The 26,910-nt window shown below is 60.0% G+C and carries 19 protein-coding genes; 8 read left to right on the forward strand and 11 right to left on the reverse strand.

Annotated elements, in window-relative coordinates; all coding sequences use genetic code 11:
• Nucleotides 1-516: 516 nt before the first annotated feature.
• A complete protein-coding gene (locus tag NKH22_RS21530) occupies nt 517-2,163 on the reverse strand; it encodes an MFS transporter (protein ID WP_023704122.1) in 1,647 nt (548 codons plus the stop codon).
• Between the two features lie 548 nt (nt 2,164-2,711).
• Nucleotides 2,712-3,791 carry a trans-sulfuration enzyme family protein gene (locus NKH22_RS21535; protein ID WP_352910863.1) on the reverse strand — a complete coding sequence of 360 codons (1,080 nt, stop codon included), beginning with the start codon at nt 3,789-3,791 and terminating at the stop codon, nt 2,712-2,714.
• A 13-nt stretch (nt 3,792-3,804) separates the two neighbouring features.
• On the opposite strand from NKH22_RS21535, the gene NKH22_RS21540 reads away from it, so the two are divergent.
• Nucleotides 3,805-4,590 carry a helix-turn-helix domain-containing protein gene (locus NKH22_RS21540; RefSeq protein ID WP_245260669.1) on the forward strand — a complete coding sequence of 262 codons (786 nt, stop codon included), beginning with the start codon at nt 3,805-3,807 and terminating at the stop codon, nt 4,588-4,590.
• 49 nt (nt 4,591-4,639) lie between these two features.
• Nucleotides 4,640-5,278 (forward strand): FMN-binding negative transcriptional regulator, encoded by a 639-nt coding sequence (locus tag NKH22_RS21545; protein WP_023672382.1) that lies wholly within the window; start codon nt 4,640-4,642, stop codon nt 5,276-5,278.
• 643 nt (nt 5,279-5,921) lie between these two features.
• On the opposite strand, the gene NKH22_RS21550 is transcribed toward NKH22_RS21545, so the two are convergent.
• From NKH22_RS21550 to NKH22_RS21565, 4 genes are all read right to left on the reverse strand, one after another.
• Nucleotides 5,922-7,985: a carbamoyltransferase family protein gene (locus NKH22_RS21550; RefSeq protein WP_023708043.1), complete on the reverse strand. Its 2,064-nt coding sequence runs from the start codon at nt 7,983-7,985 to the stop codon at nt 5,922-5,924.
• A 129-nt stretch (nt 7,986-8,114) separates the two neighbouring features.
• The gene (locus tag NKH22_RS21555) at nt 8,115-8,546 is read right to left on the reverse strand and encodes a hypothetical protein (protein ID WP_352910865.1); all 432 of its coding nucleotides are present in this window, start codon (nt 8,544-8,546) and stop codon (nt 8,115-8,117) included.
• Between the two features lie 570 nt (nt 8,547-9,116).
• Nucleotides 9,117-11,327, reverse strand: a complete 2,211-nt coding sequence (locus NKH22_RS21560) for a xanthine dehydrogenase family protein molybdopterin-binding subunit (protein ID WP_023672385.1) — start codon at nt 11,325-11,327, stop codon at nt 9,117-9,119.
• 3 nt (nt 11,328-11,330) lie between these two features.
• Nucleotides 11,331-11,789 (reverse strand): (2Fe-2S)-binding protein, encoded by a 459-nt coding sequence (locus NKH22_RS21565; RefSeq protein WP_023708041.1) that lies wholly within the window; start codon nt 11,787-11,789, stop codon nt 11,331-11,333.
• A gap of 390 nt (nt 11,790-12,179) precedes the next feature.
• Between NKH22_RS21565 and NKH22_RS21570 the strand changes: the two genes are divergently transcribed.
• Nucleotides 12,180-12,422, forward strand: coding sequence for an ATP-dependent DNA ligase (locus NKH22_RS21570; RefSeq protein WP_023672388.1), 243 nt, complete (start codon nt 12,180-12,182; stop codon nt 12,420-12,422).
• A gap of 538 nt (nt 12,423-12,960) precedes the next feature.
• Here NKH22_RS21570 and NKH22_RS21575 read toward each other — a convergent pair.
• Nucleotides 12,961-13,860, reverse strand: a complete 900-nt coding sequence (locus tag NKH22_RS21575) for a dihydrodipicolinate synthase family protein (protein ID WP_023672389.1) — start codon at nt 13,858-13,860, stop codon at nt 12,961-12,963.
• A gap of 52 nt (nt 13,861-13,912) precedes the next feature.
• Nucleotides 13,913-15,145 (reverse strand): trans-sulfuration enzyme family protein, encoded by a 1,233-nt coding sequence (locus NKH22_RS21580; protein ID WP_023672390.1) that lies wholly within the window; start codon nt 15,143-15,145, stop codon nt 13,913-13,915.
• Nucleotides 15,146-15,219: 74 nt separating this feature from the next.
• Here NKH22_RS21580 and pdxR point away from each other — a divergent pair, with 74 nt between their 5' ends.
• From pdxR to NKH22_RS21600, 4 genes are all read left to right on the forward strand, one after another.
• On the forward strand, nt 15,220-16,725 hold the full coding sequence (gene pdxR, locus NKH22_RS21585) for a MocR-like pyridoxine biosynthesis transcription factor PdxR (protein ID WP_031215355.1): 1,506 nt from the start codon (nt 15,220-15,222) through the stop codon (nt 16,723-16,725).
• A gap of 157 nt (nt 16,726-16,882) precedes the next feature.
• Nucleotides 16,883-17,374 carry an MOSC domain-containing protein gene (locus NKH22_RS21590; protein ID WP_023711837.1) on the forward strand — a complete coding sequence of 164 codons (492 nt, stop codon included), beginning with the start codon at nt 16,883-16,885 and terminating at the stop codon, nt 17,372-17,374.
• Between the two features lie 6 nt (nt 17,375-17,380).
• A complete protein-coding gene (locus tag NKH22_RS21595) occupies nt 17,381-18,331 on the forward strand; it encodes a PDR/VanB family oxidoreductase (RefSeq protein ID WP_352910869.1) in 951 nt (316 codons plus the stop codon).
• 51 nt (nt 18,332-18,382) lie between these two features.
• On the forward strand, nt 18,383-20,779 hold the full coding sequence (locus tag NKH22_RS21600) for a transketolase (protein WP_023672394.1): 2,397 nt from the start codon (nt 18,383-18,385) through the stop codon (nt 20,777-20,779).
• A 187-nt stretch (nt 20,780-20,966) separates the two neighbouring features.
• On the opposite strand, the gene NKH22_RS21605 is transcribed toward NKH22_RS21600, so the two are convergent.
• The 3 genes from NKH22_RS21605 to gmd all read right to left on the reverse strand — a co-directional run bounded on the left by NKH22_RS21605 (nt 20,967) and on the right by gmd (nt 24,741).
• A complete protein-coding gene (locus NKH22_RS21605; protein WP_023746211.1) occupies nt 20,967-22,388 on the reverse strand; it encodes a phosphomannomutase in 1,422 nt (473 codons plus the stop codon).
• A 338-nt stretch (nt 22,389-22,726) separates the two neighbouring features.
• Nucleotides 22,727-23,671 carry a GDP-L-fucose synthase gene (gene fcl / locus NKH22_RS21610; protein ID WP_023672396.1) on the reverse strand — a complete coding sequence of 315 codons (945 nt, stop codon included), beginning with the start codon at nt 23,669-23,671 and terminating at the stop codon, nt 22,727-22,729.
• Nucleotides 23,671-24,741, reverse strand: coding sequence for a GDP-mannose 4,6-dehydratase (gene gmd, locus NKH22_RS21615; RefSeq protein ID WP_023672397.1), 1,071 nt, complete (start codon nt 24,739-24,741; stop codon nt 23,671-23,673). Before gmd ends, fcl begins: the two co-directional genes overlap by 1 nt.
• 995 nt (nt 24,742-25,736) lie before the next feature.
• On the opposite strand from gmd, the gene NKH22_RS21620 reads away from it, so the two are divergent.
• The gene (locus tag NKH22_RS21620; RefSeq protein ID WP_023708037.1) at nt 25,737-26,723 is read left to right on the forward strand and encodes a nodulation protein NodZ; all 987 of its coding nucleotides are present in this window, start codon (nt 25,737-25,739) and stop codon (nt 26,721-26,723) included.
• Nucleotides 26,724-26,910: the final 187 nt, after the last annotated feature.

A 26,910-nucleotide genomic window follows, 5' to 3' on the forward strand; every position in this document is an offset into this window, starting at 1 on the left:
AAGAAAGCTTGACCCCAGCACTCCGGTGCTCAGGTTCTCCTGGCTGCCGGATGCGCACGTCTGCGGTCTTCACCGGATGCGTACGATGGTTGTCGCGCGGCTACGCTTAATATGTGACGACGCTTGCGCCTTGTAGGCAATTGTTGCGGCCGCCCACGGCCGACATGAACGTGCTTGGCCGCACGTTTCTAAGTGAGGCGGAAAGAGGCGCGCGACCCCTCTCCCCAGCAACCCGCCTTGCGGATTCCTCCTCTGCCCGCTTCGCAGACGGGGATACCCTCCGCCCCCTTGCTATTCGTTGCCCGCCGCTATGCAAAGGACGGGCGACCTGAATCCGTGCTCAAGCCGATCTGGCGGCAGAGGGGGGCGGGCTGAACATGGGACCCGTGATTGACATAATTGCCGCGCGAATTCTCATGCTCGCCTAACCGGCCGGAACGATTTGCAATCCGGGCAGGCTCGACAAATCAAGGAGTAGCTCGTTCCGTGTCCAAGCCCAGACAAGTCTTGGTTATCTCACGGGCGCGATACAAAAGGCACAGGCTGGACTTGGCTGCCGGGGGCGGGGCTTGTCGACCGCTCGATTGAAAGTGAGATGCGAGGCGGAGAATCACCCATGTGCAGAGCGGCAAGGCGCTCGCCTACCTCCCTGTCATTCACCGTCAGCCGATGGTTTAGACGAAGATAGTCCGTCCATGTCGGCGTGCGGAATGTCTCGGTCCAAAGCGTCGACTTCTGAAGGTCGCGTTGGAGGGTCCAGTCCCGCGCACCGGCGCGGCTCTGAACGCGCCGCCTTTCGCGCATGCAGCTCAGAAATTCATCGATACTCTCCTCGGGTATCGAGTACTCCACCTTGATCACGATCGGACCGCTCCTGGGTTTCAAAGGGAGGGCCAGTTCTGGTGGCCTGAAGTCGACGGCCGCTTGATCCGATTCCTCCCATAGCCGCACTGGCAATAGCTTTCCCACAGCCGCGACCAGCAACAGTGCCGCTGCAGCACCTTCCAAAGCCCACGTCAGCGAATAGTACTGCGCGACAGCACCCCAGATCCAGCTGCCCGCTGCCATGCCGCCGTAGGTCAGGGCGTAATAGATGGACAGGGTCCGACCAACGACCCACCTGGGGCTTGCCAACTGCACACACACGTCGGTTCCGGTCCAGGTGACAACCCAGCCAGCGCCACCGATTGCAAGCGCGATCGCCGCCACAGCCACCGACGATGTGAGGGCCATCAAAAGGCAACACGTTGCGCAAGCAACGGATGCGAGCGTGATCAATCGGTTCTGGGACGTAATGCGTCTCAAGTAGCTGCTGCCAATGCCGGCTATGAAGGCGCCTGTGCCGAAGCCAGCCAATAGCACCCCGTAAACAATTGGCCCTCCCGCCAGCTGGTCGCGAACCAGGAGGGGGAGCAGAGCAAGGATCGAGATGCTTGACAGCCCGAATAGGGTTGCACGCACAATCGCCACTCTGATCTCTGAGGATATTGCCGTGAATCGCATGCCATCATGAATGGCCGTAGTCATCCGCTCGCGCGGAAGAGGCGAAAAGCGAACTTGCCACTTTGAGCGCAGAACAGCGCTCAACGGGACCAAGTCACTCAGCGCAGCGAGGGCGAAAGCCGTAAGGGGGCCTAGCAAAGCTAAGATTACACCGCCCAGCGCCGGTCCTATGCTCCGAACCACGTTGTAGCCCACCGACATCAGCGTCACTGCGGCGGGTATGTCGCGCTTTTCCAGGATATCGCCTACCGACGCGTGCCATGCTGGATCGTTCAAGGCAAAGCCGCATCCGGCCAAGAAACTCAGTCCCAGGATCAGCCATGGACTAACAAAGCCCAGTCCCACAGCGAGTGCCAGCGCCGTGGATGCCAGTGCGATAAGGCAGTGTCCGGCAAGCATCACGCCGCGGCGGCTGAAGCTGTCTGCAATGGCTCCAGCAAGGATCGACAAGAAGAACGCGGGCAGTGTCGATGCAGCCTGTACGAGCGCAACCATTAGATCGGAGGCTGAAATCGTCGCCATGAGCCAGCTTATAGCCACGCTCTGCACCAGCCAGCCAAGGCTGGATATCTGCGTGGCTGTCCAGATAGAACGAAAGACCGGGTTGTGAAGAGGGATCAGTGTGTTTGCCGCAAAGCGCGGAGGATCTTGACGCCGCATCACTTCTCTCCTCCACTGGGTGTCGTTCGTCCGCTCATTTGCTTACAGCGGTGCGCTCTGTGCACAGACTGCGTCACAACGAAGTTCCGAAATCGCGCTCGCAACAAGGATAATGTGACATCCATGGTGCTGATGCGCCTTGAGGTACCAACCTGGCCGTTAGCTGATGGGTCCCGCAGCCCGCTGGGTGCGGTCAGTTCTGCCCTGCGACTCTTGGCTTTGGACGGTGCTAGCGCCCCGATGGCCGGCTTGTCAAACTGCCGTAGTGCCAGCACATCCATCCCATCTGTTGACCGCGATCTCCGACGAGGTCGAGCAGCAGTAGGTCAACGGCAAATCTGGGTATTTCCGCTATCCGGTCGAGCGCGTGGCCATCGTCCGGAAACCCGAAGACGTTCATCACCCAGGCGACCACCACGCCCGAGACAATGCGACACGGCGGTAGCGGTTCACCAGAGGACGTGCGTTCTACTCAGCAGGAACATTGTTCTGCCGATCGTCGGCTGCGCCAGCCGTCACGTAAAGCGGCGCCAGAGTTCTTGCACCCGTCATTGGACTCCCGCTTTGCAGGTTTCGCCTAGGGCCTGCATCAGGTCATCTATAATGTCCTGAGGATGTTCAAGCCCTACAGAAATTCGCAGCAATCCGCCTGGCGCTTTGGACTTCGCACCTTCAACGGATGCGCGATGCTCTATCAGAGAATGCGTCCCGCCAAGGCTTGTCGCCCGGACAACAATCTTCAGGCGGCCGGCCACGGCCATTGCAGCATCGGCTCCGCCCTCGACGATAAAGGATAGCATCGCTCCGTAATGGCTCATTTGCCGCGTAGCAAGATCGTGTCCCGGATCAGTTTGCAAACCAGGAAAGAGCACTTTTTCGACGCGCGGATGAGACGCCAGGGCCTCGGCCACTTTCTGGGCGCCTTCGCAATGGGCGCGCATGCGGACCGGCAATGTCTGCAGGCCCCGCAACGCCAGCCAACAGTCGAAGGGCGCTGCGACGCTGCCCTTGTGTTTCTGGACCATCCGCAATGGGCGACCGAGGGGTGACGCGTTTGGGACAATGACGACACCGGCCATCAAATCCGAGTGGCCGCCAATGTACTTTGTCGCCGAGTGCATCACCGCGTCTGCCCCGATTTCGAGTGGCAGTTGAAGCACTGGGGTGGCCCACGTATTGTCCACCACCGCCAAGGCGTCTGCCTCGTGCGCGATTGCGCAGATGGCCGCAATGTCGACAACGCGGATCATCGGGTTTGACGGCGTCTCGACCCAGACGAGGCCAGTCCGCTTCGATGTCACCGCGGCGCGCAAAGCGTCCAAATCGCGCATGTCGACGGGGACAAAGTCGAAGCGAGACCCAATGTCGGTCTCTTCGATCAGCGAACGAATGCCGAAATACATGTCATCCGGCAGAACGATCCGACCCGCCGACGGATGGCTCTCGAAAATTGCAGCGATTGCGGCCATGCCCGAAGCGAAGGCGATGCCGTCTCCCCCTCCCTCAAGCGTCGCCATGGCCGCCTCGAACGCATTGCGTGTCGGATTTCCATCCCTTGTGTATTCGAAGCCGGACGGAAATGACCCGTTGGCGCCTCGTTCGAACGTCGTGCTGGTGTGCAGCGGCATGGATACGGCCCCCGTGGACGCGTCGACACCTCGGCCGCAGTGGATCGCCTTCGTCTCAAAACGCATCGGTTATTCCTTCCTAACGGGCAGTTGCAATTTCGTGCCGGTCATTATACTGACCGCAATACGTGAGCCGAGGACCCAAGTCAATATAATGACCAATGTTACGGAAGCGTTTGATGCCGAGCAAGCGCTTGGGCAAGCGATAGCAGCCCGGATCCGAGACTTGAGGCGTGACCAAAGCCTGACCCTGGATCGCCTGGCTAAACTAAGTGGCCTATCGAAGGGAACCGTGGTCGCGCTGGAGCAGGGTAGGGCGAACCCCAGTATCGGCATACTGTGTCGGCTGGCGGCGGCGTTTTCGCTCTCGGTGGCCGATTTGTTGAACGAGCACCTTTCCACGGTGCGCCTTCCCATCGAGCGGACAGAGACCAGGAGGCTTTGGACGAGCGCCAAGGGAAGCTCTGCGCAACTGCATTCGTCGACCTCGGGACGCACGATGTTCGAACTGTGGAGTTGGGTCATGATGCCGGGCGATGTGTTTTCCGCGGACGCTCATAGTCCGGATACGCGCGAGCTGATCTCGGTCAGTCAGGGTGCCCTGAGCGTTGTGGTAGGTACCCACGTGGAAATTTTAAGCGAAGGCGAGAGTGCGCGGCTTGTCACTGACCAACCTCACTCATATGCGGCGGCATCTGATGTGCCCGCCCACTTCACGATGGCGGTGCTTGAGCGTGGTGGACACCGAAATCCGGGGCACTCGTCGACGGCAGCGAAGATTCAGGGGCACGTTCCGTAAGGCCCCGCCGATTACTAACAACCGCACATTCGCGACAGGAGATAAACCGTTGTACGTTCCGCCTCATTTTGCCGTCCCGGATCAGAACGCCCTGTTTGACCTTATCGAGAGACACCCGCTGGGTATCCTCGTCACCCAAAGCAAAGGCACGCTGGACGCGAACCACCTCCCTTTCGAGCTTGACCGCTCGAAGGGAGACAAGGGCGTTCTCAATTGCCATGTCGCTCGCAAGAACCCAGTCTGGGAGGAAGTCGCCAATGGCGATGAGGTTCTCGTAATCTTCCGTGAGGCCGACGCTTACATCTCGCCGAACTGGTATCCGAGCAAGCATGAATTCCACAAGCAGGTGCCGACCTGGAACTATCTCGTCGTCCATGCCCACGGACGCATCACTGTCCGGGATGATGAGCGGTATGTGCGCCGCAACGTGGCGAAGCTCACTCACATGCAAGAAGCCTCGCAGCCGGTCCCATGGAAGATGGGCGACGCGCCGAAGGACTTCATCGACACGATGGTCAGGGCAATCGTCGCCTTGGAGATCGAGATCACCGGCCTGGTTGGAAAATCAAAACTCAGCCAGAACAAAGAGTTGCGCGACATTCAGAACCCTGGCGAAATGCTGCGTGCCCAAGGGGCCATTGCGATGGGAGAAGCGATGCTCGCGGCTGCGGCGGTCAAATCCCAATAGCATGTGTCTTGTCCCGACAAAGCCGCTGGTGCCGGCTTCCCGACGGGTCACCTAGTTCGCCTTGACGCACGGCAATAGCGTTTGACGGCCTGAAGCGACGCTGTGGTCACCCTTGTGATGCTTTTCCACGCGCCTGGTCAGGCGACAGGATTGCTCCGTCGTGAGGACAGGCGGGAGTTTGCAGGTTGCGGTGGGCGGGTTCGTTTCCGGCGCCTGCGCCCCGTCGTATGTCGCGAGTTGAGGAATGCGATCGAGGGCGATGTGCAGGATGCGCTGCGGGAACGTCGTCGGCTGGCACAGACGGACTTCCGATTTCACCTCGACCACCCGCGCAGCGGTTTTGAATGAGGCGCAAACGCACGCGTGTCGAATTGGGCGATTTCCCTTGGGCGCCGAGCTCGACCATGCGCGATGATGCGCTCGACGCAGCTCCAGATGGCGGCGCCTTCAACGAACTCCTTGAACCTGCAGACCTTGCCCGAAAGCACTTCTCTTACGGGAGATGATTGGCTTTGTCGCCGAAGCGACTGATGGAGATGGTGGTGGGCGCCGCCGCGTAGGCGACGACCCCGTAATCACAGCGGGAGCTCGCAGGCGGGGTCGACAAACACCCTTGATTGGCCGAGCTTGAGGTGCATCTCTATCAGGCTGATTGCTTATTGGGCTGGTCCAGCGTTTGATCGGACCCATGATCCATCCGACCAGCTTGTGAGGGATGCAACCGAACCAGGCGCTGCTCCCACAGTCTTCGCAGGCCCTCCATTAGAGCTGCATGCCTGGCCTGATCCGGCTCAATCATATTGAGGTGATCTCGCAACACGGCTTCGCCCTCGATCCGCATCAGTAGATTAAACAAGTCGTTTGAAATTCGCACACTGTCAATGCTGGAGTGGTTCGGAATAATCTCGCAGACAGTCTCCTGATGATCTCGCGCTGTGTAAGCACGGGTTTGATGGAGGGAGACTGAGGGAGGCAATGAAATCGCAAGCGCAGTCCAATCCTGCAGCGTTGCAGCCCGTTTTTTTACCAGGAAGGGCCCGACCACAAGTCCATCCAGCTCTGTCGTCAAAAATGTGGCAATCGCGTCTGCAACCGTATCCACGATCGGTTCAGCATTGTTGTTAAAGGACGTATTGAGCAGAATTGGAGTGCCTGTCCGCTTCTTGAAGGCATTGATGACCTCCCAGTAAGCTGGGTTGGCATCGCGCGATACTGTTTGCAGCCGAGCCGTACCGTCGACGTGCGTAATGGCACCCAACAAGGCGCGCTTTGAGTCACGCACGCGAACGACGAAATTCATGAATGGAAATTCGTGCTTACCGTCCGGGAGGTCGAAAAATTCGCTCGCATCCTCTTCCAGCACAGATGGTGCGAAAGGCCTATAGCCTTCGCGCTTCTTGACCATGGCATTGATCCGGTCCTTGTTTGCAGCGGGCCGAGGGTCGGCAAGAATGCTGCGGTTGCCCAGCGCACGTGGCCCAAACTCCGAACGACCCTGCACCCAGCCGATCACGGCGCCGTTGGTGATCCAGTGGGCTGCACTGCTCGCTACGTCATAAGAGCGTTCAACCTCGAGATGTCCGGACCATGCATTCAGTTCCTGTTCCACGGCGCGGTCGCTCCCGAGATCAGGACCCCAATAGACCTCCTGCAGTCGCTCACGCGGCGCGGGGCGGCCCATCTCGTTAGAGACTATCAGCGCAGCTCCCAATGCGCAGCCAGCGTCGTGAGACGCGGGTTGCACGAAGATGTCTTCGAAAAGCCCTGAATACAGCAGCTTGCCGTTCATCGTGCAGTTGTGGGCTACCCCTCCCGCCAGACACAACCGCTTCATGCCGGTGGCCTCACGGTGGTGCCGGAGAATGTGGAACACGATCCGCTCAAGCGCTTCCTGCAGTGACGCACTCACATCTCGATGCTGCTGGGTGAAAGGCATTCCCTTTCGCCTGATCTCGATGTTGCGGAGCAACGCCGGACCGATGCGGTCGAGGTGAACACGGTAGCCACCGTTGGCGGAGAGCTCGTACAACTGCTCGAAGAGCTCGCGATAGGGAGCGGGGTCGCCATAGGGCGCGAGTCCCATTACCTTATACTCGTCGAACATGCCGTAGCCGAGACAGCGGATCGTCTCGAGATAAAACAGCCCAAGAGAATTGTCCTCCGGGAAAGCCTCGATTTGCGTAATTTCTGTGCCAGACCCTACCGCCACAAGGCCCGACAGGAAATCACCACAGCCATCAATCGCTAGAATGAGACTTTGTTCGAAGCCCGACATTGCAAAGGCGCTCACGGCGTGCGCCTGATGATGACCTACGAATGAAATACGCGAACTGTCCAACTTAGTGCCGAACTCACGCGCTAACAGGTTCTGCACCAACATTTTAGCATCCAACGGAGTGGAGAGAATGTCCGGTTGGGAAGCGGACATACCTTCAAGCATGGCGTTGGCATAGGGCTCGCTGGCGTAGACCGCGACACGATCAATGTCGCTGAGCTGAACCCCGGCCGTCGAGAGACAGTATTGAATCGAACCACTTGGCAGCTTGTTCGAGTGCTTGATTCGATTGAGGCGTTCCTCTTCTACGGCGGCTATCACCTTTCCGTCTCGGACGAGCACCGCGGCGCCATCGTGCATAAAGGCGTTCGGACGCTCGAATCGGTTTTCATGGACTTGGTCAAGTCCGCCGCTGATTCCTAGGCACAGCATTTCTTTCTCCAAATAGTAACGGGAAGCCAAATTGGCTTACCTCGACTGTTTCCAACTAAATAGGCGTGTTGTCGCCTGCTGCGACCGCCCGTCAGGCATCAGCGGCATCGAAGAAAGCCTCATAAACGATCAATGAGATGCTTCGACTGTGACGCCTACAGTGCCATCACGCCGAGAGCTTGGCTGGATCATCCAATCCTGAGCGGCTGCTGACATGTATCCGGCGATGTCGTTTTCACCGGCAGAACCAACTTGCGATGCCGCCTGTTCTTGGGAAGGGCGGCCGTCGACGAATAACAGTACCGCCCCCGTGAACTGGCCCGATTTCATTCTCCGAAGCGACCATGGTCGCCCGACATTGTCGGCCAGTTGCAACTCACTTTCTCGGCACGACCTCCACTGCACGTCAGGGCGCATCGAAGATTTTCTCCTTTGGATTATTCCTAAGGCAGCTTTCGTCACGCGATAGAGCAGCGTGTGATTGGTGCGTGAGGCTCTTTTTTGTCCATGCACGATTCCGGAAGGGTGATGAAATCGATTGTTTTGATCAAAGTCATCCACGCTATGAATAACAGCCGCAGCACATGCGTTTTCAAAGCGCTTCAGGCTTCCCGGATGGCTACTCCGATGTGAAGCGCATGGCATTCCAAGCGCTCTGTCAACCAAAACGATGAGTATCGGCGTCGACCCACATTGCCTTCGTCTTCGCGACTCCGTGACAGCGGCTGGCATTGTGTTTGTAGAGCATCGGGCGAAGATCATGTCGATCGGCCATCTCGCCTGCCTATCGGCAAACCCTTGAACAATGATCCACGCACCAGCGCGATTGTGATCACGAGCGCCTCTGAGCTCGGGAGGTTCGGTTTTCTGAGGGCCTGGGTCTCCGAAGCGATGGAGGTAGCTAGCCTTCCTGGTGCTATACGGTTGTGCTCTTCATGGAGTGGACGCATTTGCGTCTCGAAAGCGGTTCTTCAGTGGAACCGGCGCCAAGGCCCGTCTGTGGTCGTTCAGAACACGGGGTGCCGTCTCCAAACCGGATATTGGAGCGGGCAGCCGCCGGAATTTGACCCATGGAGATGAGCGCCTGTCAGGAGGCGTTTCGAAAACGGCGCGATCTTCATCGCGGCTGTTTCATGGTGTCATTCCTGACATGTTCTTTATAATCGGCAGCTTGCGGATAGTCTTGCCCGTCGCCGCCCGTAGCGCGTTGGCGACGGCCGGGCCGATAGGCGGCACACCTGGCTCACCAACTCCCGTGGGCGGCTCCTCGGACGGCACAATGTGCACCTCGACTCGCGGCATCTGCTCGATCCTGAGCGGTGTATAGGTATCGTAGTTCTCTTGGTCTACGACACCGCCATTCAGGGTCAGCTCCTCCTGGAGGATCGCGCCTAGCCCGAAGCCGATACCGCCCTCCATCTGAGCGCGAATCTGGTCAGGATTTATCGCGGTGCCGCAATCTACCGCGCAGACGACGCGGTCGACCTTGAAACCATTTTCATCGTTGAGGGTGATCTCCACCACATCGGCGACATAGGTCGAGAGGCTTTCATGCAGGGCCACGCCGCGGAAACGGCCTTCCGGCAGAGGCTTGTCCCAGCCTGCCTTCTCAGCAGCCACTTTAAGCACGGCGGCATTCCGTGGATGGTGACCGAGCATTGACAAGCGGAAGTCGACCGGATCACGGTTCGCAGCGGCGGCGAGCTCATCGATCAGGGTTTCCACCGCGTAAGCGGTGTGGGTGGAGCCTACCGAACGCCACCACAGCACCGGGATGTTCACGTCCGTGGTGGTCAGCTCGACCTTCAGGTTCGGGATCGCATAGGGCAGGTTGGTGGCGCCCTCTACGGAGGTTGGATCGATGCCGTTCTTGATCATCGCCGCAGAGGTCGAACCGCCCAAGACCGATTGGCCCACGATGTGGTCATGGAGAGCGACGACATTGCCTTTCTTGTCGAGCCCCGCCTTGACTGCATGCACATAGGCCGGCCGGTACCGCCCACCCCGCATGTCATTCTCGCGGGTCCACTGCACCCTCACTGGCTTGCCGCGTCCCAGTGCACGCGCTGTGGAAACAGCTTCGATAATGACATCTGCATCAAAGACCGCGCGGCGGCCGAAACTGCCGCCGGTCTTCATCACGTGCAGCCTCACCTTGTCCGGCGTGGTGCCGCCTACCTGAGCGGCAGCCGCCTGATAAAGGTCGGGCATCTGGTGTCCGCCCCAGACGTCGATGGTGCCGTCTTCGTTGATTCGGGCGGCCGCGTTGAGTGGCTCGATCGAAGCATGGACAAGATAGGGGAATTCGTAGTGCCCCTCGATGATTTTCTCAGCACTGGCGAACGCTGCGGGAGTGTTACCGTCGTCGCGCGCGGTGGCCGCGCCCAGATCGTCTGCTGCCTTGTTGTATTCGGCCATGATCTCGGCCGTGCCGCGCCCTTCGGCCTTCTCCTCGTTCCAGGTCACCTCCACGAGTTCGCGGCCCTTGAGCGCCGTCCAGGTGTCCCTGCCAACCACGGCAATGCCTCGCGGCGTCTGGACGACATCGACAATGCCGTCGAGTGCCTTCGCCTTGGTTGCGTCGAAGCTCTCGATCTCGGCGCCGAACTTCGGCGGATGGATCATAACGGCCGTCTGGAGTCCCTCCATCATGAGGTCGATCGTGTAGGTCTGCGCGCCGTTGGTCTTGCCGGCGGAATCGTAGCGCTTGAGGCTGTCCGATCCGATCTGGGCCCACTTGTCGCGCGGCTTTAGCGGCACGTCGTCGGGAACCGGCATTCCCGCTGCGGCTTCAGCCAGGTCACCGTAGCGCGCCTGCATCCCTGAGGCGTGCGACACGACCCCGGAAGCGACTTTGATCTCGCCGGCTGGCACATCCCACCGCTGCGCCGCGGCCGCCACCAGCAAGGCCCGTGCGGCAGCACCCGCCTTGCGGTAGCGTTCCCACGACGAACTCATCGACGTGGAGCCACCGGTTGCCTGTGCGGCCCCGCCCCAGGCGAGATTGCCGTAGAGCGCGGTATTGCCATATCCGCCGACCACGTCCACCTGCGCCCAGTCGCCGTCGAGCTCTTCCATAACCAGGGTGGCGATGCCGAAATAGGAGCCTTGTCCCATCTCGAACTGCGAGGAGTAGATGATGATTCGGTTCTCCTTTGTGATCTCGACATAGGTCTGGAAGGGGTTCGCCTGAACCTTTGCAGTAGTCGTTTGTGCGATGTCGGACGCCGCCAGCACTAGCCGGTAGCCTACGGCGAGGCCAGCGGTGGTGACGCCCGCGCCGACGAGGAACCGGCGGCGCGTGGGCCGCACGGAGTTATGCTTCGAAAGAAACTGCGACATGCCTCAAGTCTCCAGCCGGTTGGCGGTCTCGTGGATGGCCGCGCGGATGCGATGATAGGTGGCGCAGCGGCAGAGATTGCCGCTCATCGCCGAATCAATATCATCGTCCGACGGCTTAGGCGTTTCTGTGAGCAGGGCCACGGCCGACATGATCTGGCCAGACTGGCAATAGCCGCATTGAGGTACGTCGAACTCGGCCCACACGGCCTGGACCGTTTCGCCTATCTTGCCCGACACACCCTCAATGGTGGTGATCGAGGCTCCTTCGATGTCGCCGACTGCGGTCTGGCACGAGCGCGTCGGCATGCCGTTAACGTGAACCGTGCAAGCGCCGCACTGGGCAAGCCCGCAACCGAATTTCGTTCCCGTGAGTCCGATGACGTCACGGACCGCCCAGAGCAGCGGCATCTCTGGATCGACGTCGAGTGTTCGCGCCTCGCCATTGAGGGTAAAAGCGACCATTGCTTGCTCTCCTTGTCCTGAGCTGGCTATCTCGTTGAGCCTCCGCCCGCCTGGCAACCGAGCTCTTGTTGCTGGGCCTAGCGACCACACCGTAGGAACGCGCAGCTCAAGCAACAAGCCGCTAGTTTGGCGAGTTACGAGATCGTGAAGTGGGTCGTGTCGAAAGGCTGGAGGCAACTGAATGTCATTTTTTGGGCGGACAGGCCGCTTAGGCTGGGTTACACGAGACTGGACATTCGGGTCGTCGCGAACATCGACCGCTGGTCGGCCGCGTCCGGCAGGGCCCTGATTGGCTACACGAAATGAAATGGGACGACTATCGATGGGGGCCTACCTCGACCCGCAACCTCCACGACTGGACCCTCAGGTTTCCGACTATCGTCCCGGGCGGTGGCCGAGCTCGGCGCCTCGGACGCTATAATAGACGGTGAGGCGTTCGTCGTTGACCAGAAGACTTGTCGCGCATTCCCAGTCTTCAGCGGGCTCTTGGCCGCGGCGGGAGACGTCAGGACCATGCTTGCCGGCTTCGACCTGCTCAAGATCGACGGCGCGGGTCTTCGCGATCGGCCACTCGTTGATCGACGCAAAGCGCTAGTTAACCTGCTGAAACGCCGCCAAACGGCATCGTTCTGAGCGACGAGATCAGCGGCGGCAGCGACATTCTCGCGCAAGTCTGCCAGTTCGGCCTCGAGGGCACCGTCTCCAAGCTTCGTGTCAGTCCATATCCATCCGGCCGGCGCTAAGAATGGGTGAGACAAAATGCGTGCTGAGTGGTGAGTTCATCGTCATCGGCTGCGAACCCGGCAACAGTTACGGCGGTCGGGAAGCGTGCTCTGGCGAATGTCGAGGACGGAAGTATGGTGTTCGCCGGCGGCATTGGCACTGGCTTCAATGCGCGCACCGGGCCGGAAAGTAAAGCGCCGGCTCGATGCCATCCCAATGGATAAACCACCGATTCCTAGTTTGAAGGGGAACGGTGCGGCATGGGCGGAGTGCCTGCGCAGTCTGTACCTCCGCAGTCGATTGTTGAGTTCGAAGGGGGGTGTTATTGGCGTCGAGACCGCTCAAGCCATGGCTATCAGCACGCCGAGTGCGTTGTTTTCGATCAGTTCTCGAAATGAGCGGGTAAATACATGACACTTCCTTTCACTTGCCGAACGAGGTTTGCTGTTCACCGGCTGGCATCCGATGGCAAACCTTTCAACGCGGCGGCGATCTGGCGCTTCGCTGCTGGGGGCAGAGGCAGGATGGGACGCGGGGGGTCGGCACAAATGTCGAGCAATTCAGCGAGTGCATAGACGACGCGAAGGCTCGAGAACTCCTTGAAGAGGCTCCAGATCGGGACCAGCGCGGCATTGATCCGTCGCGCTTCGGCCGCATCCCCCTGTTGCGCCGCTGTGACGATCGTCATGCAGACCTCGGGCAGGATGCCCGCGAGGACGCTGTACCATGTGTCGGCCCCGGCGATCATGGCCTCGGCGGCGTTCCAGTCGCCGCTGTAGCCAATCGAGAACCCTTCCGGCAGTGTGCGCCTCTGGGCGGTCAGGTGGTTCTTGATCGCGCCGCTTTTGTCTGTCGGATTCTTGATGGCGACAATCCCAGCCACCTTTGCCAGGCGGCTGACAAGGGGTGGACTGAAATGGAAATGCGTCGTTCCTGGATTGTCGTAGACGACGATCGGCAGGCCACTTTCGCGCGCCACAGTGGAGAAATGTTCGAACACCTCGTCATCAGTAAGCGGGGTGTAGGAGGCGGCGGCAAGCAAACCCGCAGCTGCTCCAAGGGCCTTGGCGTCTTGCGCGAGCCCCACGGCTTCATCGGTGCGCAGCGCGCCCACACCCACCACGACCGGCATTTGCCCCGCCGTTTGGTCCAAGGTCTCGGAGAGCGCCCGCCGCCGTTGCTCGCGCGACAGATAGATGTATGTGCCGGTGCTGCCGAGAAGACCGATGGAATCGACCTGAGCAATGCCAAGCCGAGCAATCAGCCTGCGCAGGGCAACGCTATCGACGCGGCCGTCACGATTGGTCGGGGTGATGGGGAACGCGGAAAGACCGCTCAGGAATGCCATGGCAAGGCTCCAGATCTATGTGTGAGCGCAGAGATGGCCGCACGCCAGGTCATTACAAGACGTCCAAAGCCCGCCGCAGATCGGCGATCAGGTCATCAGCGTCTTCAAGCCCCACCGAGAGACGCATGAGATCCTCGCCGACTCCATCGGCCAAATGGGCATCCTTGCGGATCGGCTGCCGAGCACGGGTGAGGCTTGCTGGATGATAGATGAGGCTGTCGGCATCGCCGAGGCTGACGGCGCGAATGATCAGGTTGAGCCGGTCCATCATCCGGCGCGCTCCTTCGTATCCAGCGTGGAGGCCAAAGGCCAACATGCCCGATCCGTTGGACATCTGTTTTCGCGCCGTCACCTGATCAGGGTGCGAGTCGAGGAACGGATAACTCACAAATGCCACCGCCGGGTGCGCTTCCAGCGCCCGAGCCACCGCAAGGGCCGTGGCGCTGTGCCGTTCCATACGCAGCGTCAGCGTCTTCAGACCGCGCAGGATCAGGAAAGCTGACATGGGCGAGAGCGCTGCGCCGGTGATGTAGCGCAGGCCCGTTTCATGCAGCGTACGGAGCGTTTGGGCGTCGCCGAGAAGCGCCCCGCCAAGCGCATCGCCATGACCATTGATGTACTTGGTCAGCGAATGGAGCACGATGTCCGCCCCGTGCTCAAGCGGTCGCTGGAGCGCGGGCGAGGCGAAGGTGCTGTCCACGGCAACCTTCACACCGCGCGCGTGGGCGCGCTTGGCAATGGCAGAGATATCGACGATGCGGCTCAGCGGATTCACCGGCGTCTCGAAGAAAACCAGCCGCGTCCGCTCGGTGATCGCGGCATCGAGATTTTGGGGATCTGACAGATCGACCGCGACGACCTTGATGCCGAAGCGGGGGACCGCCTGTTCGACCATGGCAAGCGTGTTCGCATAAAGCGTCTTGTGGACGATGAGTTCATCGCCCTGGGACAGGAGCGACAGGATCAGAGTGCCGAAGGCCGCCATCCCCGAGGCAACAACCAGCCCCGCCTCGGCTCCTTCCAGATTCGCGAGCCGCTGCTCGAGGATCTCGGTCGTGGGATTGTATTCGCGCGCATAGAGCCGTCCACCAAGGGCGGCGGCGGCATCGTTTGCTGCCACGCTTTCGAACCCATAGGTTGACGTCAGGAACACTGGCGGCTGGACGGCATTGGAAAAGCCGGCCGGATCGTAGCCATGATGGATCGCCCGGGTGGCAAATCCGGGGCTGGTGCGGTTGAGCGACCCCGTGGGAGCATCGGTTTCGGATTGATGGGAGCTGGTCATTCGGCCTCTGCGATCTCTCTTGGGGTTCCGAAAGATTGACGGCAACCTGGCCAATGTGAAATATCCAGTTGGCGATGAAAGAGATGGTCCAGTCTTCAAGTGCCGGGTCTGCAGCGCGCTCGCACGCGATGGGTGCACGCCAGATATACGAAGCCCTTCGCGAGCAAATCCTCGGCGGCGTCTACGAAACCGGCAGTCAGTTGCCATCCTCCCGGGCCCTGGCAAATGACCTCGGCGTTTCGCGAACCACGGTGACGGTCGCCTATGAGCAACTGGCTGCGGAGGGTTTCATCGAAGTCCGTCAAGGCGCACGACCTCGCGTTGCGTCTTCGTTGATGGGCCATGGGACGGGGCGCACTCACGCGCAACGGGTCGGCCCGATCCACCTGTCCGCATATGGCGAGCGGCTGCGCGCGACGTCACCCTGGCCAGATTATCTGCCGACTGGGCTGAAGGTCGAGTTCCGCTATGGCGACCTCGCGCCGTCGGATTTCCCTTCATTGGTCTGGAAACGCGCGATGAACGAGGCGATGGGGCAGCGCCCGCTGCGTCTTGCCTATGACGATCCTCGCGGCTCGCGCCGGCTTCGCCAGGCGCTTCAGGGCTATCTCTGGCGCGCCCGGACCCTGAGCTGCGACCTCGACCAGATCATAGTTGTGAACGGTTCGCAGCAGGGCCTTGATCTGTGCGCGCGCCTGCTTCTCGATCCCGCCGACCGTTTCGTCATCGAGGATCCGTGCTACAGGATGGCGCGTCAGGTCTTTGCCAGTACGGGTGCCTCACCCATCCCGGTCATCGTGGACGAAGACGGGATGAGGACCAAGTTGCTGGCGGGGATCGGAGCACGACTGGCGTATGTGACGCCATCGCATCAGTTTCCGCTTGGCGGCGTCATGCCGATCGCGCGCCGCCATCAGCTTCTGAAATGGGCGCGGCACAACAACGCCTATGTGATCGAGGACGACTACGACAGCGAATATCGCTACGACATCAATCCGGTCCCTCCGCTGCACAGTCTCGAGGACCACGGGGCTGTCATCTACCTCGGCACGATCTCCAAAACGCTCTCGCCGATGCTGCGCATCGGCTACCTCGTCGTCCCGCCCGAATTGCAGGAGGTCTTCGCAACCGCCAAACAATTCGCAGACCGGCATTCGCCGGTCGCTGAACAGGAAGCGCTGGCATCGTTGATCGAGAGCGGCGGCTACGAAAGCCATGTGCGCCGTGTGCGCAGGCTGAACGGCGAGCGTCGGGAAACGTTGTTGGGTGCCTTGCAGCACAGCTTCGGGGATCGCATCACTGTCCAGGGAGCAGATGCGGGACTGCACGTCGCGGTTTGGTTCAATGACCTGCCACGATCGCGGGAAACGGCCTTGGTCGAATCCGCCCGCGACGCTGGCCTGGGGCTACACCTGATCTCGCCGCTCTACGAACGGCCATCGGACCAAGGCCGCACCGATCGCGTCGGACTTGTCATGGGCTATGCCGCCTTGAGCATTCGGCAGATCGGGAAGGGCGTTGAGGTCCTGCGAGAGGTTGTCAAGCAGGTGCAAGACGCGATGCCGGCGCGGAACAACTGAGACGGGGCGACGCCGAAAGCTGGCGCTGAAAACGGTCCGAGGGCCCGCCGTATTTCTTTCCAAACAGCCAACTGGACCGGGAAAATGCCATGCAACTGGCGCTGTTGATCAGGCCAGTTTTGCAGCAGGTTCCACGAGACGGTTTCCGAGAGCGATGATGACCTGGCGAGGAAAGCTGCTTCACGTCCATATCGCGCCCGCTGCCTCCTATGAAATGGAGGAGCTGGCGCAGGCGCAGCTTATTGCCGGCCAAGGCATTGTCGGAGACCGCTACTACCTGGGGACGGGGACCTATTCCGCGCGTCCTGACGTTCGCGAAGTGACGCTGATCGAAGCTGAAGTCTTGGACGCCATCGCGCAGGGCGAACCCAGAATTCCGGGCTTCAAGGCCAAGCTCGCACCCGAGGATCACCGGCGCAATCTGACGACACGAGGCGTTCCGCTTAGCCATCTTGTCGGCAAACGCTTCCGGGTCGGGGAAACGATTCTCAGGGCCGCCCGGATGAATGTGCCGTGCAAGTATATCGAGGAGTTGCTCGGGCTTTCGGGTCTCTACGAGGGGCTTCTGAACCGCTCCGGCCTGAACTGCACAATCGACGTCGGGGGCGTGATCCGCCCTGGTGATCTGATCTTGCCCATCGACGAGTGAAACGCCATGGCCTCGCCGCGTATTATCATGAAGCTGACCGTGACCGCCGTCCGCAAGGAGCCGGGCGACGTGCTGGTCATCGACCTGAAACACCCACGCAAACCTGTGCTGCCGGCGTTCGAAGCGGGTTCTCACGTCGACGTCCATCTGCCTGAAGGGAAGGTGCGTCAGTATTCACTTTGCGGCGACCCGACCGAGCTGGGCCGCTACACCATCGCGGTGAAGCGCGAGAATGACGGCCGTGGCGGCTCGGCGTGGATCCACGAAACCATTGCCGTCGGCTCCACACTGCCTGTCTCCGCGCCACGCAACCATTTTGCGCTCAAGCCAGGCGAGGGGCCGACTTTGCTGCTGGCAGGGGGAATCGGGATCACCCCGATTCTGGCCATGGCGCGCGCGCTCACCCGGCAGGCCAAGCCCTTTGAGTTGCACTATTTCACCCGCAGCCGGGCGCTCACGCCACTCTTGGCGGCGATCGGGCGCGATCTTCCCGGCCGCAATGTGCGGATTCATTTCGACGACGAGCCTCAGACCCGGCAGGACATCGCCGCGCTGCTGGCGAACCGTTCGGCCGAGGCTCAGGTTTACTATTGCGGGCCGCCTGGCTTCATGGCGGTTGTGGGGCGCGCGGCCGAACACTGGCCCGAGGGTACTGTTCATTTCGAAACTTTCCAGCCTCCCGAGTTTGATGGCGCGCCACCGGAACCATTCGTCATAGAACTGGGTGAGGGCAGGATGGTCGAGGTTTCGGCGCAGACCACGGCGCTCGCGGCCCTGCGCGGGGCCGGTGTGCCGTTGATGGCCTCGTGTGAGAATGGGGTGTGCGGGACCTGCGAATGCGCAATGCTGGCGGGACAGCCGATCCATCGGGATGCCGTCCTGTCCAAGGAGGCACGCGGCCACCGCTTCATCCCCTGCGTGTCGCGCGCGACAGGTTTGTTGAAACTCGATCTTTGACCATTTGGGCGGGGGTCCTGTGAGACCGGCAGCTGATTTGCGGGAAACTGAATGACGAGGAAACTGGAATATCTGAACGAGATCGAGCGCTGCGTCTCCTGGCTCGCAGCCTGGACGATCCACCACGCCAACCACGTCCGCGAGGGCGATGAGATCAAGGTCGGGGGGCATCAGGCCTCGTCCGCGTCGCTGAGCACCATCATGACCGCGCTCTACGGTTCGGTCCTACGCCCGCAGGATCGGGTGGCGGTCAAACCCCATGCGGCGCCGATCTTCCATGCACTTCAGTATCTGGCGGGCAACCAGACTCACGAAAAGCTCATGAACTTCCGCGGCTACAAGGGCGCGCAGAGCTATCCTTCGCGGACGAAGGATGTCGACGATGTCGACTTCTCGACCGGGTCGGTGGGTCTCGGCGTTGCTCAGACGCTGTTCTCGTCACTGGTGCAGGACTACGTCTCGGGTCACGGCTGGATGAAGGAGCGTTCCGAGGGCCGAATGGTCAGCCTGATCGGCGACGCCGAGATGGATGAGGGCAACATCTACGAGGCCCTGATCGAAGGCTGGAAGCACGGGCTCAGGAACTGCTGGTGGGTGGTCGACTACAATCGCCAGTCGCTCGACGCCGTGATCCGGGAGGGCCTCTGGCAGCGGTTCGAGCAGATTTTTCGCAACTTCGGCTGGGACGTGATGGTCCTGCGCCACGGCGCTCTGCAAGAGGCTGCCTTTGCCGAGCCGGGGGGCGAGAAGCTGCTCGAGTGGATAGAGCGCTGTCCGAACCAGCTCTATTCGGCGCTGACCTTCCAAGGGGGTGCTGCCTGGCGCAAGCGGCTGCTCGACGAGATCGGAGACCAAGGGCGGGTAACCACTCTGATAGAACGCCGCTCAGACGACGAGTTGCAGGCGTTGATGACGAACCTTGGCGGGCATGACATGCCGAGCCTCCTCGAAGCCTTCGAGGCGGCGTCCAGGCATGACCGTCCCGTCTGCTTCATCTGTTACACCATCAAGGGCTACGGTCTGCCGCTTGCCGGACACAAGGACAACCACGCGGGGCAGATGACGCCCACGCAGATGGAAGACTACCGCCTGCAGATGGGCGTAAAGCGGGGTGAGGAGTGGGACAAATGGGCGGCCGCCAACTTGCCGGAAGCGGAACTTGACGCCTTCTTCGCAAGGGCGCCGTTCTTCAGTGAGGGCCGTAGGAGGCTGTCTGCGCCGTCGGTGCCGGTGCCCGAAACCCTTCCGTCACCGGGGCAGCCCGGCAAACCGCTCTCGACCCAGATGGGCTTCGGCCAGATCCTGAACGACATCGCACGAGAGCGCAGTCTGCTTGCCGACCGCATTGTCACCACCTCGCCCGATGTGACGGTCTCGACCAATCTCGGTGGCTGGGTTAACCGGCGCGGCCTTTTCGCCCGGGAGACCATGGCGGACACCTTCAAGGCCGAACGCATTCCGTCGACCTTTACCTGGGAATTTGGGCCGAAGGGGCAGCACCTTGAGCTCGGGATCGCCGAGTCGAACCTGATGATCATGCTCGGGGCGCTCGGTCTCTCGCACTCGATTAATGGCGTGCGCCTACTGCCGATCGGGACAGTCTATGATCCCTTCATCTACCGATCGGCCGACCAGCTAAACTACGCCTGCTATCAGGATGCGCGCTTCATGCTGGTCGCAACGCCCTCGGGCGTGACGCTGGCGCCCGAGGGCGGGGCACACCAGTCGATCGGAACCCCATTGATCGGCATGGCGCAGGATGGGCTTTGCGCCTTCGAACCGGCCTTCGTCGACGAACTGTCCGTGATCATGCGCTTTGCCTTCGATTACATGCAACGTAATGGCGAGGGGGATCCGGATGAGATGACGTGGCTGCGTGATCAGACCGGAGGATCGGTCTATCTTCGCCTGTCAACCCGGCCGCTCGAGCAGCCGCTGCGCGACATGAAACCGGCGCTCGCGCGGGACATCGTCAACGGCGCCTATTGGCTGCGTCCGCCCGGGCCGAACGCGAGTGTCGTCATTGCTTACCAAGGCGTTGTCGCGCCGGAGGCGATTGCCGCGACGGGTCTTCTGGCGGAGGACCGGCGCGATGTCGGGCTGCTCGCGATCACCTCCGCGGACCGGCTTAATGCGGGCTGGCAGGCGGCGGAACGAGCCCGGCAGCGTGGCGCGATTGGCGCCCTGAGTCATATCGAGCGGCTGCTCGCGCCGCTATCGCGTGACTGCGGCATCGTCACCGTGATCGACGGCCACCCGGCGACGCTCGCGTGGCTCGGTGGGGTTAACGGGCATCGCGTGAAGGCGCTCGGGGTCGAGCATTTCGGCCAGACGGGGACTATTGCGGACCTCTACCGTCACCACGGCCTGGACACCAACGCCATCGTACATGCGGCACAGGCGGTGAGTGCGGGACCGGCTGTTCGCTACCGGAAGGCGCTGCCTTGACCATGAGCTACCGGACGCTTCGGGCCGGTACGGATCGGCTCACGTCCACCGCCCGGCCATTTCCACGGGCGTTCCGGTTCGCTTCAAAGCGGACAGCTGCCAGGGACACTGTGGACGTTCTGATCGCGCTAGAGTAGCTCGTGCGACCCCCAGGGTCACCTGGAATACGCAGGGAGGCGGCTTTTATTTAGCCTTGCGTCCAATTACGAATTCGATCCAATCCAGTCCGGAGCAAAAGCTCCGCGTCCTCCCGATTTTCGGCTTCGACGTAGCACCGCATTTCCGGGGCATTTCCGGATGGACGCAAATGCAAGACACGCTTATCCGCGAGAGTGATACGAAGCCCGTCAACATCGCTAACCTTGCTTACCACTCCAATCGACCCGACGAAGGCGGCGATGTTAGTTTCCGCTGTACGAAGGTATGTCATGAGGCGAGTGCTGCTTTCGACGGAAAAATTTTCCAAGCGATCCGCAACCGCCGCTGGCAATTGAAAGGAACTGCCAATCTCCGACAGTGGCTGCCCACTTGTATTAACAAGGGAAAGTGCCGCAAGGATGGGGAGAAAACTGTCGCGTGTAGGTAGCGCTGGCAGTTTAGTTCCGTTCGGGTCAAAGTCCGTGCCGGTCAACAAACCACCGTTTGCTTCGAAACCAACCACGCGCTCGTGACCCGACGCAACCAAATCGAGCATGGCAGCAATAACAAATGGCGATCCAACCTTGGTACGCACGACTTTAAAAGAACCTGCGGTCTCGATACCAGAGTTTGATGTGACCGGCGTGACGACTGCCTTCGCTTGCAGGAAGTTCGCCGTAATCAGGCCTAACAAATCACCGCGAAGGGGGTCTCCGTGGTCGTCAGCTACCAGTGGGCGGTCACCATCGCCATCTGCCGAGACGACCGCATCAAGCCGATGCTCTTTGGCCCAGAGCTTGAACTGTTGAGCAGTCTCGTCCGAGACCGCTTCAGTGTCGACAGGAATGAAACCTTCCGAACGTCCCAGGGTTACGACCGTCGCACAGTGATATGAGAGAATGTCAACCAAGAGATCGCGCGCGACTGTGCTGTGCTGATATACGCCCACCGTTAAGCCCTTTAGAGCATTAATCTCCATAAGCTTTCGATTGCGCGCCATGAAAAAGGCCTTGCATTCGGCCTCCCGGTGCTGCCGACGTGCAACAGCACCTTCAAGGACGTATCCGCGCTTCTCCAACTGCAAGGCGATGCGCGTTATCTCCCGCTCATCACCCTTGTCGATCTCACCGTCGGGTCGATAGAATTTTATTCCATTACGGTCGGCCGGAATGTGCGAGCCTGTGATCATCAAACAACCACTCTTACGCGCCTGAGCATACAGTGCCAGGGCAGGGGTGGGGACGGCGCCGCAATCGACTACGATGAAGCCGAGCGCAGACAGTGCCGCCGCACAGACGGCGGCGATGGCCGGACTCGAGGCGCGAAAGTCGCGCCCTATGAGTATCTCGTCGCCAATTCTGGCCAGGCCGGATTCCAGCAGGAATGTCGCGAATGCCGTTGCATATAGGGCAGAGGCGGCTCCTGCCAATTCTGTCGCCAGGCCCCGTAATCCACTTGTTCCGAATTTCATACCAAATCCGACGTTGCTAACCGGGTTTTGAGGGTAACATGCTCAAACTTTGGCTCGTCCGGAATGCCCATCGACAGATCCCTCGGACGAGAACAAGAAGTACATTCGGTTACCGTAGACGCGCTCGGTTATCGAGGGTTACCCTTGTGAGGATTGACGCAGTCGGCGTCGGCGTGGGCAGCGCACCGTGACCTTCACGGCGACGAGTTGGAGCGGATGGGGTCCGGGCCCGGCAGGGCTCCTCGCGGCTGGCTCACATGAGCGCTATCGCCATCGAGTGATTGTCTCAGTCTACATTAGCTCTGGGTCCCGAAAGCGCGTACAGCAAATCCTCTTATCTATCGCCGTTCGGTGTAGCTCCCGTTCAGAAATGCATGATAGACACTCTCGATGCCTTCCATGAGAGTGATCTTTGCTGCCCATCCCAAAGTGCGCAGCTTGTCGACGCTCATCAGCTTTCGCGGTGTACCGTCAGGTCTAGAGTGATCATGCGCGATCTCCCCAGTAAATCCGACTACACGGCAGATCATTCTGGTCAGCTCTAGGATCGTGATGTCCTGTCCGCAGCCGAGATTGACGTGATCATGGTCAGAGTAGTTCTTCAGAAGGAAGACTAATGCGTCGGCGCAGTCGTCGACGTGCATGAATTCCCGACGTGGTGTGCCCGTGCCCCAGATGGTGATTCGCTTATCACTTATGAGCTTAGCTTCATGCGCTTTCCGGATCAGCGCTGGGATGACGTGGCTTGACTGCAAGTCATAATTGTCGCCTGGCCCGTAGAGATTCGTCGGCATAGCGGAGATGTAGTCGCGGCCATATTGCTGGCGATAGGCTTGAGCCATTTTGATGCCGGTGATCTTGGCGACGGCGTAGCATTCGTTGGTGCGCTCTAGTGGCCCGGTCAAAAGCGCGCTTTCAGGAATGGGCTGTGGTGCCATCTTCGGATAGATGCAAGACGAGCCGAGGAAGAGGACGCGGTCGACATTGTTTTCGTGGGCTGCCGCGAAGATATTGGCCTCGATCATCAGATTGTCGTAAAGAAAGTCGACCGGATAGGTGGCGTTCGCGAGAATACCACCTACCTTTGCCGCCGCCATAATGATAGCGTCCGGTTTCATCACTGCCACGAAGTTTTCAACCTCGGTCTGTCGCTTGAGATCTAGCTCTCCGCGAGGGGCGGCCACAACTTTGCAGTCTTCAGACGCGAGTCGGCGTACAACAGCGCTGCCCACCATACCTTTGTGGCCAGCGACCCACACGGTTTTTCCGTTCAGATCATACATTACGCTTCCTTCATGACTACAGATGTCTGCATGACCTTCAGGTCTTCGCGGACCATTTCCGCAGCAAGGTCGCGCACGGATATCTCATGCACCCAGCCGAGCTTCTCCTTCGCCTTGGTAGCGTCACCCAGGAGAAGATCGACTTCCGTGGGGCGGAAGTAGCGTGGGTCCACTTGGACTAGGCATCTGCCGCTCGCTAGATCATAGCCCTTTTCGTCGACACCCTTGCCCCGCCATTCGATCTCGACGCCGACATCTTCGAAAGCCCACTCGACGAATTGGCGGACAGGAGTCGTTTTGCCCGTAGCCAGCACGTAATCATCCGGTTGATCCTGCTGCATCATCATCCACATACCTCGCACGTACTCACGCGCATGGCCCCAATCGCGTTGAGCATCGAGATTGCCGAGATAAAGCTTGTCCTGCTTGCCCAGGTAAATAGCAGCGGCAGCGCGGGTGATCTTGCGCGTCACAAAAGTTTCGCCACGGAGGGGGCTTTCGTGATTAAAAAGAATGCCGTTGGAAGCGTGCATACCATAGCCCTCACGATAATTGACGACCATCCAGTAGGCGTAGAGCTTGGCGGCGGCGTAAGGGCTGCGCGGATAAAAGGGCGTCGTTTCGTTCTGCGGTACGGACTGCACGAGGCCGTATAGCTCTGACGTCGAGGCTTGATAGAAGCGGGTCTTGTCCGTCAGACCGAGGAGGCGAATCGCCTCAAGAAGTCGCAATGTACCGATACCGTCCGCGTTTGCTGTGTACTCAGGTGTTTCGAACGACACCTGGACATGGCTCTGAGCAGCCAAGTTGTAAATTTCGTCTGGCTGAGATTCCTGAACCACGCGGATGAGGTTAGTCGAATCAGTGAGATCACCGTAATGCAAGATTAAGCGCGGATCGGATTCGTGCGGGTCTTGGTAGAGGTCTTCGATACGACCGGTGTTGAAGGAAGAGGAACGTCGCTTAATCCCATGAACGATGTAGTCTTTTTTGAGAAGAAGACGGGCAAGATAGGCACCATCCTGTCCAGTTATGCCCGTAATAAGAGCAACTTTCCTGCTATCACCCATTCTATTCCTGCTCAATTAAAGTTTAAAGTTTCGGCTCCGGCTCGCCACGCCGACACAATGTGCGGCCCGCCCCGTGCCCCATGGAGCACTTCGACAGATGCGGCGCGAAGATCGTCATTGACTGTCCGCCAGCCGAGCACACCTGCTCTGCTTAGAGTCACGAGCAAAAATAGAGTCGCGCCGCTAACCTGTCGGACTCGTACATGCGGTCTGAGTGCCGCTCAGCTCACGCCCTGAGCGACATGTACTCCCAGCACCTTGCAGCTGATTTGCTCTTCTATCAGCGAGTGAGGACGCCTTTCTTTCTTGCTTCAGCGTCTTCTAATGGGAATTGTTTGGATCCGTGAAATCGATTGTTTGGATAAAGTGCATCCACAGAATGGATGGTCTGAGCGAGCAGCGGGGGCGCATCGCCGGCCCGGAGTCGTAGCGCGAGCTTCCGTTCGGGGCGAGGACAAAGTTCGTGGCCGCGAGCGTCACCACAGCATCCGGCACAGGTCGTGCAGAACTTTGGGAGCCGACTGCGGATTCTGTCGATCAGCTGGTTCCAGGCGCGTCGAGCCATCGACCTCATCTCGCCCGGTACCGGTTGCTGTATGCAGCCTTGCACCCTTGGCGTACGGCGTCGACGGAATGATTTGCTTCGGCAGGCAGTGTCGTAGCGTTTCCGGCTGTTTCGGCTCTATTGACCGGGCCCGCGTCAGCCGAGCCCCTTCATCATGGCATCCAACACATGGATGGCCGGCATCCACTCAATAGATTTTACATATGCGGCGGAGGCCCAGTAGAGAAGGCTGAACCGGAAGCGAGGGCAACCCTAAGCGAGGGCATCGGCTTCAAGCTTTGCGAGCGTCACGGGATTAGTGGGCAGTGCTGAGTGAGCTCTTCTGCCCTGTGGCCCGGCCTCTGCCAAGGGCCCGGCGTCAGGGTCTACTAGTGTCGACTAAGGATTCCAAACCGGATGCAACCTCCTCTCCGAAACGAGATTTCCGAAAATGCATGTTAGTGGATTGGAAAAGCGCCGGTTCGTCGTCTCTCGGAGGCGTACGGGGTTCGGTGATTGTCTGTGGTCGTTGGCGGCCGCTTGGCGCTACGCGCAGCGGTCGGGACGAACTCTAGCCATCGACTGGCGGGGGGCCTGCTACCTCGACCAACCCTTCACAAATGCGTTTCCGGTGTTCTTCCAGCCGATCAATGACATCGCTGGGGTGCCGGCTATTTCCGACGACCGGATCAACGACGTTTCCTTCCCTGGTCCATTCTTCCCAGAGTGGTGGAACAGGCCGGCGATCGAGTGCCTTTACCGGCCAGATGAGCAGATTTTCCAAGAGCGCGATGAGTTGGGCGAGCTCTTTCAGGCCGAACACGATGTCGAAGCGAACACAGTAGTGTGTGACGCTTGTCTGATGTGGCGGTGCGATGAGGAAGCAGAGCGGCAGGTGTTCCAGAGTGTCAAGCCTCGGCCAGAAATTCAAGCCCGCATAGATGCCATTTATCAGGAATGTTTTGAGGGGCACAGCATCATCGGGATTCATGTTCGGCACGGCAACGGTGAAGACATCATGGAGCATGCGCCCTACTGGGCCGATCCGGAGCTCGCCGTTCGGCAAGTGTGCGCTGCAATTGAGAAGGCTAAGGCGTTACCGCACCCTAGGCCTGTGCGGCTGTTCTTATGCACGGACAGCGCGCGGATACTGGATCTTCTGTCGGCCAGGTTTCCCGATCTGCTCACTGTCCCGAAGCACTTCGGATCCAATCAAGGTGGCCCCTTACACACTGCAGCACTCGGGATTGACGGCGGAATTTCCGCCCTCGTTGAGATGTATCTTCTCGGGCGCTGCGATACCGTAATTCGGTTTCCCCCGACGAGCGCCTTTACACGATATGCACGTCTATTCGCACCACGGGTAATTGAATTCGATCTGAAGGAGCCAAGTCGTTTGACTTTGATAGAAGACAGCCAAGTCTCTGATCTCAGTTAAGACCCGCGACCTGCGCAATTCGGCAGAGGCAACCAACAGGCTTAGTTGAATGCGCATTTCTCATCGACGCCAGTGGAGGCGTCGTACATTACCGATAGGGTCGTCATCTGGCGCCGCCCGCAACGCGCCAGAACTTCGCTGTTACGCGGGGGGCCGCAGACAAGCCAGAGCGACGGCGATCGTGACG

The sequence above is a fragment of the Mesorhizobium sp. M1252 genome (assembly GCF_040318265.1).
GTDB lineage: Bacteria > Pseudomonadota > Alphaproteobacteria > Rhizobiales > Rhizobiaceae > Mesorhizobium.

Excerpts from the sequence above, each read along its gene's own strand:
- NKH22_RS21530 (WP_023704122.1), bottom strand. The coding sequence starts at position 2,163 with ATGCGGCGTCAAGATCCTCCGCGCTTTGCGGCAAACACACTGATCCCT.
- NKH22_RS21535 (WP_352910863.1), bottom strand. The coding sequence starts at position 3,791 with ATGCCGCTGCACACCAGCACGACGTTCGAACGAGGCGCCAACGGGTCA.
- NKH22_RS21550 (WP_023708043.1), bottom strand. The coding sequence starts at position 7,985 with ATGCTGTGCCTAGGAATCAGCGGCGGACTTGACCAAGTCCATGAAAAC.
- NKH22_RS21560 (WP_023672385.1), bottom strand. The coding sequence starts at position 11,327 with ATGTCGCAGTTTCTTTCGAAGCATAACTCCGTGCGGCCCACGCGCCGC.
- NKH22_RS21565 (WP_023708041.1), bottom strand. The coding sequence starts at position 11,789 with ATGGTCGCTTTTACCCTCAATGGCGAGGCGCGAACACTCGACGTCGAT.
- NKH22_RS21575 (WP_023672389.1), bottom strand. The coding sequence starts at position 13,860 with ATGGCATTCCTGAGCGGTCTTTCCGCGTTCCCCATCACCCCGACCAAT.
- NKH22_RS21580 (WP_023672390.1), bottom strand. The coding sequence starts at position 15,145 with ATGACCAGCTCCCATCAATCCGAAACCGATGCTCCCACGGGGTCGCTC.
- pdxR (WP_031215355.1), top strand. The coding sequence starts at position 15,220 with ATGAAAGAGATGGTCCAGTCTTCAAGTGCCGGGTCTGCAGCGCGCTCG.
- NKH22_RS21590 (WP_023711837.1), top strand. The coding sequence starts at position 16,883 with ATGACCTGGCGAGGAAAGCTGCTTCACGTCCATATCGCGCCCGCTGCC.
- NKH22_RS21595 (WP_352910869.1), top strand. The coding sequence starts at position 17,381 with ATGGCCTCGCCGCGTATTATCATGAAGCTGACCGTGACCGCCGTCCGC.
- NKH22_RS21600 (WP_023672394.1), top strand. The coding sequence starts at position 18,383 with ATGACGAGGAAACTGGAATATCTGAACGAGATCGAGCGCTGCGTCTCC.
- NKH22_RS21605 (WP_023746211.1), bottom strand. The coding sequence starts at position 22,388 with ATGAAATTCGGAACAAGTGGATTACGGGGCCTGGCGACAGAATTGGCA.
- fcl (WP_023672396.1), bottom strand. The coding sequence starts at position 23,671 with ATGTATGATCTGAACGGAAAAACCGTGTGGGTCGCTGGCCACAAAGGT.
- gmd (WP_023672397.1), bottom strand. The coding sequence starts at position 24,741 with ATGGGTGATAGCAGGAAAGTTGCTCTTATTACGGGCATAACTGGACAG.
- NKH22_RS21620 (WP_023708037.1), top strand. The coding sequence starts at position 25,737 with ATGCATGTTAGTGGATTGGAAAAGCGCCGGTTCGTCGTCTCTCGGAGG.